8 protein-coding genes are annotated in these 11,695 nt (G+C 42.2%); 2 read left to right on the forward strand and 6 right to left on the reverse strand.

Annotation, left to right across the window (positions count from 1 at the left end; translation table 11 throughout):
- Positions 1-185: 185 nt before the first annotated feature.
- A complete protein-coding gene (locus HED61_RS14405; RefSeq protein WP_003125719.1) occupies positions 186-2,210 on the forward strand; it encodes a urocanate hydratase in 2,025 nt (674 codons plus the stop codon).
- 216 nt (positions 2,211-2,426) lie between these two features.
- Positions 2,427-3,209 carry a formate/nitrite transporter family protein gene (locus HED61_RS14410; protein WP_219645168.1) on the forward strand — a complete coding sequence of 261 codons (783 nt, stop codon included), beginning with the start codon at positions 2,427-2,429 and terminating at the stop codon, positions 3,207-3,209.
- A gap of 105 nt (positions 3,210-3,314) precedes the next feature.
- Here HED61_RS14410 and allD read toward each other — a convergent pair whose 3' ends face one another.
- The 6 genes from allD to fdrA all read right to left on the reverse strand — a co-directional run bounded on the left by allD (position 3,315) and on the right by fdrA (position 11,676).
- Positions 3,315-4,376 (reverse strand): ureidoglycolate dehydrogenase, encoded by a 1,062-nt coding sequence (gene allD / locus HED61_RS14415; protein WP_103301022.1) that lies wholly within the window; start codon positions 4,374-4,376, stop codon positions 3,315-3,317.
- Positions 4,377-4,442: 66 nt separating this feature from the next.
- Positions 4,443-5,660: a dicarboxylate/amino acid:cation symporter gene (locus HED61_RS14420; protein WP_219645167.1), complete on the reverse strand. Its 1,218-nt coding sequence runs from the start codon at positions 5,658-5,660 to the stop codon at positions 4,443-4,445.
- A gap of 13 nt (positions 5,661-5,673) precedes the next feature.
- The gene (gene arcC, locus HED61_RS14425) at positions 5,674-6,606 is read right to left on the reverse strand and encodes a carbamate kinase (RefSeq protein WP_103301024.1); all 933 of its coding nucleotides are present in this window, start codon (positions 6,604-6,606) and stop codon (positions 5,674-5,676) included.
- Positions 6,603-7,853, reverse strand: a complete 1,251-nt coding sequence (locus HED61_RS14430; RefSeq protein WP_060814492.1) for an MFS transporter — start codon at positions 7,851-7,853, stop codon at positions 6,603-6,605. The genes arcC and HED61_RS14430 overlap by 4 nt, the downstream gene beginning before the upstream one ends.
- Before the next feature lie 15 nt (positions 7,854-7,868).
- Entirely contained in the window at positions 7,869-8,675 is an 807-nt protein-coding gene (locus tag HED61_RS14435) for a DUF2877 domain-containing protein (RefSeq protein WP_103301026.1), read from the reverse strand.
- Complete coding sequence (fdrA, locus tag HED61_RS14440; protein ID WP_219645166.1) at positions 8,668-11,676, reverse strand: bifunctional FdrA/YlbE family protein; 3,009 nt, start codon at positions 11,674-11,676, stop codon at positions 8,668-8,670. Before fdrA ends, HED61_RS14435 begins: the two co-directional genes overlap by 8 nt.
- Positions 11,677-11,695 lie beyond the last annotated feature (19 nt).

Below are 11,695 nucleotides of genomic sequence, written 5' to 3' on the forward strand. Positions count from 1 at the left end.
TGAGTATAAAAAATCATAGTCTAACAGAAGTCAAACGACGCATCTCAACCATTCATAAAATTGGAATAAAATTATTTGTGCGGATAGACGTTTCGTTGACACCGCTTACATATACTGAGAATCGTAAGCCGATTAAGAATATTTTATTCATTCACCATTATTATACACTTGAGGAGGAAATATTAATGATTCAATTACAAGACATCGAACAAGCGATGACAGTTAAGTTAGATGACTTTTTACCTGAAAAAACTATTTTTCAAGAAGGCATTCGCCGCGCACCTGATCGCGGATTCCGTTTAACAAAAGACCAGACAGAACTCGCATTAAAAAATGCATTGCGTTACATTCATCCAAAATATCATGAAATCGTGATTCCAGAATTTATAGAAGAGTTAAAGACACGTGGGCGTATTTACGGTTATCGGTGGTATCCTAAAGAAAGAATCTATGGCAAACCAATTGATGCATATAAAGGTAAATGTACTGCCGCAAAAGCAATGCAGGTAATGATTGATAATAACCTTGATTTTGCTGTGGCGCTTTATCCCTACGAACTTGTAACTTATGGAGAAACTGGTCAGGTTTGTTCCAACTGGATGCAGTATCACTTGATTAAAAAATATCTCGAAATCATGACAGAGGAACAAACATTGGTGATTGAATCAGGTCACCCTTTGGGCCTTTTCAAATCAAAAAAAGACGCTCCCCGTGTGATTATCACGAATGGATTATTAGTTGGGGAATACGATAATATTGATGACTGGGAAATTGCCGAAGAAATGGGAGTAACCAATTATGGACAAATGACCGCTGGCGGCTGGATGTACATTGGTCCTCAAGGAATCGTTCATGGCACGTTCAATACCCTTTTGAATGCTGGTCGTTTGAAACTTGGAATTAAAGATGATGGCGATTTAGCTGGAAAACTGTTTGTTTCCTCTGGACTTGGTGGGATGTCTGGCGCTCAGGGTAAGGCTGGAGAAATCGCCAATGCAGTGGCAATTATTGCTGAAGTGGATAAGTCACGAATCGATACAAGATTAGAACAAGGATGGATTTCTAATCTTGCGGAAACTCCAGAAGAAGCAATAAACATTGCTACAAGCTATCTAAATAAAAATGAAAAGACTTCAATTGCCTATCACGGCAATATTGTCGATTTATTGGAATACATTGACCAAAATGATGTACCAGTTGATTTACTATCTGATCAAACCTCTTGTCATAATGTGTACAATGGAGGATACTGCCCTGCTGGCATTACGTTTGAAGAAAGAACAAAACTATTAGCCACAAATAGTGAAAAATTCCATCAGCTAGTGGATGAAACATTGAAACGCCATTACCATGTAATCAAGTCGCTTGTTGCAAAAGGCACCTATTTCTTTGACTATGGTAACTCTTTCATGAAAGCAATCTATGATTCTGGCATTAAAGAAATCTCAAAAAATGGGATTGATGATAAGGATGGCTTCATTTGGCCATCTTATGTTGAAGATATCATGGGACCAATGCTTTTCGATTATGGCTACGGTCCATTTCGTTGGGTGTGCTTAAGCGGTAAACACGAAGACTTGGTCGCAACAGATCATGCTGCAATGGAAGTGATTGATCCGACTCGCCGTTATCAAGACCGAGACAATTACAACTGGATTCGTGATGCAGAAAAAAATCAATTAGTCGTTGGTACACAAGCTCGAATCTTATACCAAGACTGTATGGGGCGAGTGAATATTGCACTTAAATTTAATGAATTGGTTCGAGAAGGTAAAATTGGTCCTGTTATGCTAGGACGTGATCACCATGATGTTTCTGGAACAGATTCTCCATTCCGTGAAACATCAAATATTAAAGATGGAAGTAATGTTTGTGCCGATATGGCTACACAATGCTACGCCGGAAATGCTGCTAGGGGGATGTCTTTGATTGCACTGCATAACGGTGGTGGTGTCGGAATTGGCAAATCAATCAATGGCGGTTTTGGACTTGTACTAGATGGTTCAGAACAAGTGGACGAGATCATCAAGTCAGCGATTGCCTGGGATACGATGGGCGGAGTGGCACGTAGAAGCTGGGCTCGAAATGATCACGCAATTGAAACGTCCATTGAATATAACAAAATGAATCAAGGGACTGATCATATCACTATCCCTTATCTTGCAGAACAAAGCAGCATCGATGCCGCAATCAATGCGCTTTTTGATTAAATCAAACACGGATTATTTTTTCCCAGGAACTGTGATATGAGTACTTTTTAATAACCTAAACATCTGAACTGCATGATACTATTTACGGTGAAGTCGGTCTTCAGCACAATCTTAAGAGAAAGACAATTCATCATTATAGAGAACGGATACCTTTTGGCTAGTTTATACTTCTGTCACACTTCCTTTTTTAAGTGATCTACTGAAAGGAAGCGAACCATGTACGCACCAGAAGAAATTGTTGAAATAGCAATCAAAAACGGGGCAAACAAAACAAAAAAAACACTAATAGCAAAATGTTTGTTAGGCTTTATTGGCGGTGCTATGATTTCTTTGGGATATTTAGCTTATATCCGAGTATCCGCCCCCATACCATCAAACTTTTCCGGATTAGGGACATTGTTAGGATCAGCAATTTTTCCTATTGGATTAATCGTCATTTTACTAGCTGGCGGGGAATTAATCACTGGAAACATGATGGCTGTAACAATTGCCTTTTACGATCACCGGATTTCTTATCAGAATCTTGTAGGCAACTGGGTATTGATTACAATTACAAACATGATTGGAGCAATTTTTGTTGCCTATTTTTTTGGTTACTTTGTTGGACTGACGCATACTGATGTCTTTAGAGAACAGGTCATAAAAATAGCGCAGCACAAGCTAAACACTTCTTTTTCACAAGCCTTCATTTCCGGTATTGGCTGTAACTGGTTTGTTGGACTCGCATTGTGGTTATGCTACGGTGCAAAAGATGCGGCAGGAAAGATTCTATCTATCTGGTTTCCAGTCATGATTTTCGTGGCAATTGGATTCCAGCATAGTGTCGCTAACTGCTTTGTTATTCCCGCAGCAATCTTTGAAGGAGAAGCTACTTGGAAAGCGTTTGTTTTAAATTTTATCCCTGTCTATCTAGGAAATATAGTAGGTGGTGCAGTTCTCGTATCTGGATTTTATTATCTTAGTTATTCAGCAAAAAATGCTACTACCAAAGATAACTAGCACAGAATAAAAGAAGATGAACATATGTATCCTCAATACGTATGTTTATCTTCTTTTTAAGACGTATACCTATTCGTTATTTTCCACTATAAAATAGTTCAGCACCTACTTCGCAAATGCATCTTGCCCTCCATACTTATTCTGGTGGATGGTCTCACTGATCAAGTACTCGTAGATGGAACGCGGAATCTGTACGCCATCTTGCTTTGCTTTCTCAAACTGTAGTTGACTGATCTCACCTGGATAATAGACCTCTGATTGCCCTTCTACAGGCGGAATTTCATGTAATTCATTTACCATTTGATCCATCTGTTCTTTAAATGCCGAAAGATCCGTAAAGCGTTTGGGATCAATGACTAGAAACATTTGTCCTAGGCGTCTTTTTTCAGTGAGATCGGCATACATAGAAGATACATGTTTCCCGAAAGGCAGTCCTAACAGTGAACCGGCTAAAATATCCACCATCATCATCAAGCCATAGCCCTTGGCGCCAGCGATCGGTAATAATCCTTTAACGGCCGTAGGATCTGTGGTTGGTTGTCCTGTCTCGTCCACTGCCCAATTTTCTGGGATCGGCTGATTTTTGGCTCGGGCATCGAGTATTTTGCCCCACGCTTGAACGGTGGTAGCCATATCAAAAACAATGGGTTCATGTCCCGCTCGTGGCGCAGCAAATGCAATTGGGTTCGTGCCAAAGTAATTGCGGGTACCGCCAAAGGGAACTGCCATTGGATCTGATTGACACATCGCTAATGCGATCAACTCTTCTTCTGCCGCTTTTTTGACATAATAAGCCATGGTACCACTATGACTGGTTTGTTCGACACCGACATAGGCAATTCCAGCTTCTTTGGCAAGATGGATCGCAATCTTCATCGCTTCATTACAGACGTATTGTCCCATGCCATTGTCGCCATGAAAAATCCCTGTAGCAGGGCCGGTTTTCTCAAAAGATAATTTGGGCGCCAATGTGATTCCGCCTTTAGCGATCCTTTCGGCATAATAGTCCATGCGTACAGCACCGTGGGAATGGACACCTGTTGCATCTGCAATAGCTAAATGTTTCGCCGTTTCGCTGGCAGCTTCTTGCGGCAACCCAGCAGCGATCAGTTTTTTCTTCATCAATTCTTCCAATTGAGTAATAGAAAGAGTGACTAGTTCTTCCATCGTGAATCCTCCTTTAACAATAAAGGAGAAGTACCTGATAGTGACAACAGCGACTTCTCCTTTCTCTTATTGATTAAATATCTGATAGTCCAATTCATCCGCAGATTTCGCAATGATCATCGCAGAATAAACATCTGAATTGACATTCAAAATCGTTCGCAGCATACCGACAAACCATTCTACACCAGCAAAAATCGCGATACTCTCGATTGGGAGTCCTAATTGAGGGACGACAATCGCCAGTGAAACGAGGCCAGCTCCCGGAACAACTGCATTCGCCAAGGACACGAATGTTGCAGTGACAGCCACTGTAATCATTTGGATCAAATCAAAAGGCATTTGATACATCTGGGCAATCGTCATCACTGTGATCGCCATATGCATCGCAGAACCATTACTATTTAAAGACATTCCTAGTGGTAAGACTAGATTTGCGATACGGCTGCTTAATCCCAGCTTATGTTGGGCTTCTTCCATAGCGACCGGTAATGTGATGGCGGACGAGGTAGTCGCTAATGCCATAATGGTCATATTTTTCATATTTTGGATCAAGCGCCATGGATTCACGCGACAATAGATCATCAAAGCAACAATCCATATGGCAAGAAACGTCAGTGTGGCTAACCCATAGATTAGAAGATACTTTCCTAGAGGTAAAATGATCTGTAACCCCAAAGAACTGATCGTTGAAGCAATCAGCGCAAAGATCCCGATGGGCGCTAAAATCATGACATAGCGGATGATCGTCAGCACGACTTCATTCAAGTCAACAATGATTGTTAATAATTGCGACTGCGGATTCTTTTGCAAAAAACGATTTAAAGCAATCCCAAAAAACAGGGCAAAAACGATGATCTGAATAATCGATCCTTTTGACAAGGCATCGAAAATATTGGTAGGAATAAAATTGATCAGCGTCTCCGATGGTGAGATTTCTTGCGCTTGGACAGTGTCAGCAGCCGTTTGTGAAAAATCGATCCCTTTACCAGGGGTAAAGAAAACTGCCATTGCGACACCCCAAGCCGCAGCAAGTAAGGAGGAAATCCCGAAGACCGCGATTGTTTTCCCACCTAACCGTGTCAATTCTTTGGGGGCAATGCCCCCAACAGCCTGAATGATTTGCCCTAAGATCAATACCGGTATTGCCATTTGCATGAGCCGTAGAAAAATATCGCCAACGATTTTTAAGTGAACGCCCGCTTGTGAAAACAGCAATCCAAAAACGATCCCCAACAAAACAGCAATAACGATTTGTGTGACCATTGGTATTTTTTTTATTTTCACCTTGATCCCCTCTTTATTTGCGGAGTATAGTCCCTACCTGTTGATCAAGTACAGCTAAATTTTCAATTGAGGTAATGATCGCTGTCCTTGACGCATCCTCGTTTACAAAGCCGATGGCTGCCTGGATCTTCGGTAACATACTGCCAGCAGCAAAGTGTCCTTCTTCAATATACTGTTCTGCTTGCTCGACAGTGATTTCTTTGAGAGCTTGTTGGTCTGGTTGATTGTAGTTAATGTAGATATTATCAACACCCGTTAAAATAATCAGACGATCTGCTTGGACATTGTCTGCCAAAACCTTGGCTGCAAAATCTTTGTCATTGACTGCTTCCACGCCAACATAGTGCTGATTTTCTTGATAAACAGGTACCCCACCACCTCCAGCACAAATCGTGATTACCCCGGCATCGACTAGGGTCTTGATCACGTCTTTTTCGACGATTTCTTGTGGCATCGGAGAAGGAACCACTTTTCGGTAGCCCCGTCCGGCATCTTCTTGATAGACACCCCCGGTTTTAGCCATCGCTGCTTCCGCTTCTTCTTTATCATAAAAAGGACCAATCGGTTTCGATGGTTTCTGGAAAGAAGGATCGTTTTTATCCACTCTGACTTGTGTGATTAAAGAAATCACGGATTGCGGCACACCCCGTTGGGCAAATTCATTGGTTAGTGCATGTTGCAACCAATAGCCGATACTTCCTTGCGTCATCGCAACACAGGTATCCAATTTCAGCTGTGGATTTTTTTCGCTTTCAGCAGCTTTTTGCTGAAGCAGCAAATTACCGACTTGTGGGCCATTTCCATGACACAAAATCACTTGTTCGCCTTTTTCAACAAAATCAGCAATATATTTGGCTGCTTGAGCAACTACCGCTTTTTGTCCACTATCACTAGGGTCTTTATCCAAAATGGCATTTCCGCCTAGTGCGATCACATTTAAACTCATTTTACTGTCTCCTTCTCATTTTCCTTCGCTAATACGGCAAATATTCCTAATCCGATCAGCAGCAACACACACGATAAGTAAAAACCGACTTGCATTGATCCTAATGAATCTGCTAAAAATCCTGTGACATATGGCGCGAGGATCGAACCAGACATTCCGATGAAGTTGTAGGCACTAAGCGTCGTGCCTAACGCTCCGGCTGGTGCATTTTTCGTTACAAATGTCACCACGATTGGATCAAGAGCAAGCTTGCCCGTCAATCCATACAAAATCAACACGGCGATCAATATCGTGCGGTCTGTAACAAAGGCAATCGCAAAAACTGAAAGTGTCGCAAGGGGTACCAAGAAATACACCAGTTTTTTCGTTGCTCCTGTTTTGTCGTTCAACCGAGCAAAAATCAAGGCACCAGGAATCGAAGCCCATGGGACGAGAGAAGCAATAAATCCAACACTTGCTCCTTCAAATCCACGTTCTGCGATCAAAAATTGTGGTAACCATGTAATGATAACAAAATTTGCATAAATGCTAGTAAAACATAAGATAAAGGCAGCCACTAAATTACGATTAGAAAAAATTTGTTTAAGAGAGATTTTTTCTTTTGGTCCTTCTTCTTTAACCACTTTTTCTTCATCTTCAGGACGGATGACTTTCTCTTTCAATACCGTGTAAAACAAGATACCGAGAATCAATGTTGGGATCGCCATGATAAAGAATGGTTTACTCCAATGATCGCCATTATCCAAAACAAGTTTACTTGACAATAGATACCCGCCAGAAGTCCCAAAAGCCATTCCGCTGTTGATAATCGCATTTCCAACGGTTCGTTTGTTATCTGGAATCGCTTCTGTTGATAACGCGTATTGAGGCCCATAATACGCACCTTGACCGATACCGGCAAGTGCGCGAATGACTAAGAACAAGACAAAACTCGTAGCTAATCCACTGAAATACGTGGTCACGGCCAGCAGTACAAAACCAATGGCAATGACTAGCTTTCGACCGATTTTGTCCCCAACGATCCCAAAAGGAATTTGGGCGATGGCATAGGTCAAGAAGAAGATACTATTTGCTAGACCTAGTTGCGTATTGCTTAAATTGAATTGTTCTCCGATCACACCCATGATTGGATTAAAGATCGTCCTTGTGGCATACATTAAGATCCAACCCACAAAGAAAATGGCAACAACTTTTTTCCAATAATTGTTACTTACTTTTTCAGCTGGTCGCTGGTTGATAGATTCCATGATTTCTCCTCTTTTCTATTCTAAAGTGATTGATTCCAATGCTAGCAGCATGCCAAAACACAGATCAATGCCCGATGAATGGCCGATTTTCATGACATCCTTTACATCTTTTTCGATCAGCTGCTGATCTTGGCTTTTCAAATCAGTCAATAATCGATAGATCAATGAATTGACATAACCTTTGATAGAGGCGGAAATATAGGCTTTACTGACATCAGTAGTAGACAAAGGAACCGCTAGAGCAGTTGCTAACTTCTCCGCTGGTTGATCAAAGGCATAAAGCATTGCTTGGTAAGCAACCAATAGATCATCTCCGCTAGGTGTCAATCCCTTCCCTCGGCCAATTAGATAAGCAGTCACTTGCTGCCAATCTGGCTCGGGATGCCGCAACGCTTCAAAAATTTCTAAGGCTCGTTTTTCTAAAGGAAGTCCAATTTTTTCTACTAAATTTTGCTGGGTCAGTATTTCTTTTAAGCTGTTTCGCTCCGCTGCAGTGAAGGTAAGGTCCTTCACTTGCAGCGAAACAAAAGCAACATCTGTCAAAGGCAAAACAATCGTTCCTTTGGTACTATAAAATGTCAAACTATGACTACGTATCTTGACTAAATTTCCCGGCTCCACATAAGGCATGATTGCCCGAAACTGTTCTTCAGGTAAATACATCCCAAATCCTGCCAGATAGCTGCGGTAATTATTGATGTTGATCAACTGTTCATTGACTTGAATATTAAATGAACGATCAAATACACTATGGATTTTCCCCATTCCTCCAAATTGCTGGATCGGAGACAGGTAATCACTCGCAATGATTTTTTCAGTCAACGTCGATCCCTAGTTTCTTCGCATAAGCTGTTAGAGCATTTTCAAAACAGCCTAGAGGTGCTCTAACCGTTCCCGCACCAACTTGTCCTACTCCAGCTTCTTTGTGGGCGATTCCAGTATTGATCACTGGTGTGATCCCTGTTTCGACTACTTTTCGAATGTCGATTCCTAAACATGTTCCTTGGAAGTCCCATGTTGGGATCGAAAATGTCGAATTGTGTCCCAGACAAATTTTTGCCATTTCATTCGATGTTTCCAAGGCATCTTCAAAACCGCCGGCACCGACAAAACGCGTCACGCCTGGTGCAGCAACCATTGCCATTGCCCCAACACCGACGGTTTCCGTAATGGCGCTGTCTCCGATATCAGGATTACCGTCTGCTTCAGTAAAGCCGGTAAAGTACAGACCTTTTGGCGTATTGACCGGGGCAATGTGCCATTCGTCCTCTGTTTCTGCGATACGAATCCCAAAATTGACACCGTTACGGGTCATCGTTGTCACTACTGTCCCTTTTGTTTCTGAACGAGCACCGTCAACGATGGCCTTACCGGTAGCCATCATGATGTTCAAGAAGAATTGATCAGTATCTGCTAAGAACTTGATAACTTCGTACTTTTGATCTTCCGGAATATCTGTTTGAATGATTAGTGGCGAAATTTCTTTCAAGAAGTTCAATGAGGCCGCAATGTTTCGTTGGTGGAATTCATCCCCCATCGTGATCGAACGCGCGATCAAGACATTCAAATTGATGCCTTCTTCTGTCAACTGCAATGCTTTAGCGATCGTCGGTCCTAAAACATCTTTGATCCAATCCAAGCGATCAATGACTTCTTGGGAATAAGCACCAAAACGTAACACTTTGCCGATACCCTCGTTCAAAATACAGTAAGCACGATTTCCTGTCAGACGATTTTCAACCACAAAGACAGGCATGTTTGCAGAAGTGATTCCACCCATCGGGCCAACAGCTTGTACATGATGACAAGGCATGAAACGAACTTCTCCGCTTTCCAACAACCGGCGTGCTTCTTCTTCATTCGTTGCCCACCGTTCAAATAACGCCGCGCCAATACAAGAACCTTGCATCGGTCCAGTCATTTCTGACCACTCGATTGGAGGTCCAGCATGTAATAACGTTTTTTGCTGCTCATTTAGTTCAGCAATGACTGTTTTAGCAGGTACCACATCGATCAAGAAAGGTTGCGCATTCTTGATTTTGTCTGTCACTTCTTGGTTGTCCGCTGCAATTTGATCCTCAAAATCTTCCAGTGCATCCAGAATGCGAATCATTTTTTTATTGCCGCTCGCTCTAGGACGCCAGTTAAATTGCTCCGTTTGTCCACCATATTGCAAGATCGATTCATTAAAACTTTGTAAGCCGACATTGATGATTCGCGGTTTTGTTGTCAATAATTCCATCACTTGCTCACTAACCGTTGGTACATCAATCGTTGTCCCCGTGTAGTCTTCCACCGCTTTATCTGCTTCTGACATTTCGACACCTTTTAACAAGAGTGCTAATTGAACAGCTTTCGCGTTGCTTTCTGCAACATAAACCCCCGCTGCTTTCAAGCGATCGACTGCATCTTGATAATTTTGCGGATCTTTCGTGGTTCCGCAGACTGTAGCCACGAAGTAAAGATCACGCCCAGCTGTTTTAGCTGTTGTTTGTGCTGCTTCGATGGCAGGTAGCAATGCTCCGACCATATCTTCATGTGCACCGTAACCTAAAACCACGTCGAACAAAATAATTCCTGTTTGTTCATCCTCTGCATACTCTTCGATTTTTTGAATCCGTACCTCTGGATCGATCATTGGATGAGGTTTTCCTTGCGTATAAATATCATCGCCTAAATCGATCACATCGTAGCCGTGAGAATGCAAAATATATCCTTCTTGCTTGACTAAACCTTCTAAGTTCAACGCTTCCGAAATCAACATGCCCGCTTCAGCAGCTAGTGTGCCGCCAGAATAAAGGCCTTTAACAACTTTGTCTTTGTCTAAAGTGGATACGTTTGGTTTGTCCAATTTTGTAAAATAATTCCGTTTGACAGCTTCTTCATTTGCTAAATCAACAGCGATTTGTGCAGTTTCTTCCAATGTGTGTGCCAAGTAAACTTTTCCTTCATGGGCTTCAGGTTTTTCTCCTAAGAAAATAGCAACGACTGGCTTGCTGATACTTTGCAGCAATTGAACGACTTCATCCCGCACTTCTTTTGCAGGTGGCTTCGAGATGACACAAATCACATCGGTTGGTTCATGATTTTCCAGAGCGACGATCGCATCTTTCACAGTGATGGCTCCCACCTTATCACTGAGATCACGTCCACCAGTTCCGATTGCATGTACTACCCCGCCACCTAGACGATCGATGATCGTTGTGACTTCTTGGATCCCTGTCCCTGATGCACCAACTACACCAATATTTCCAGGTGAAACCACATTAGTGAAGGCAATCGGGATACTAGAGATAATCCCTGTTCCGCAATCTGGTCCCATCATTAATAGTCCTTTGTCATGCGCTAATTTCTTTAAGCGAACTTCATCTTCAATAGCTACATTGTCCGTAAAAGAAAAAACATGCAGACCATTCTTCAAAGCCTTTTCCATCTCGGCTGCGCCATATTCTCCCGGAATACTGAACAACGCCACATTGGCATCCGGCAAAGCAGTCAGTGCTTCTTGCCAAGAAGCTGCAGCAGGTTTCTCTTTGTCGTCACCTTTAGCGGAAAGATCAGCTAGAAAGGTATCGATCGCCGGTAAAACTTCCTCCATGATTTGCTCGTCTTCACTGTCGACAACGATCATCATGTCATTCGGGGAAGCAGCTTCTGCTTCAGGCGTCAGCAAGTCAGTGTTATTTAAAATATCTTTGTTTGCATCTGTCCCCATCATGATCTGACTCATTGTCACGCCATCAAGATCATTGATCGTATTCGTCAACAACATGAGATTGATCGAATCTTGATAGTTGTTCTTTAAGATCACTGTGTTTAACATTTGTTCTCCTCCTTTTCTT

It is taken from the genome of Enterococcus gallinarum (assembly GCF_021496385.1).
GTDB lineage: Bacteria > Bacillota > Bacilli > Lactobacillales > Enterococcaceae > Enterococcus_D > Enterococcus_D gallinarum.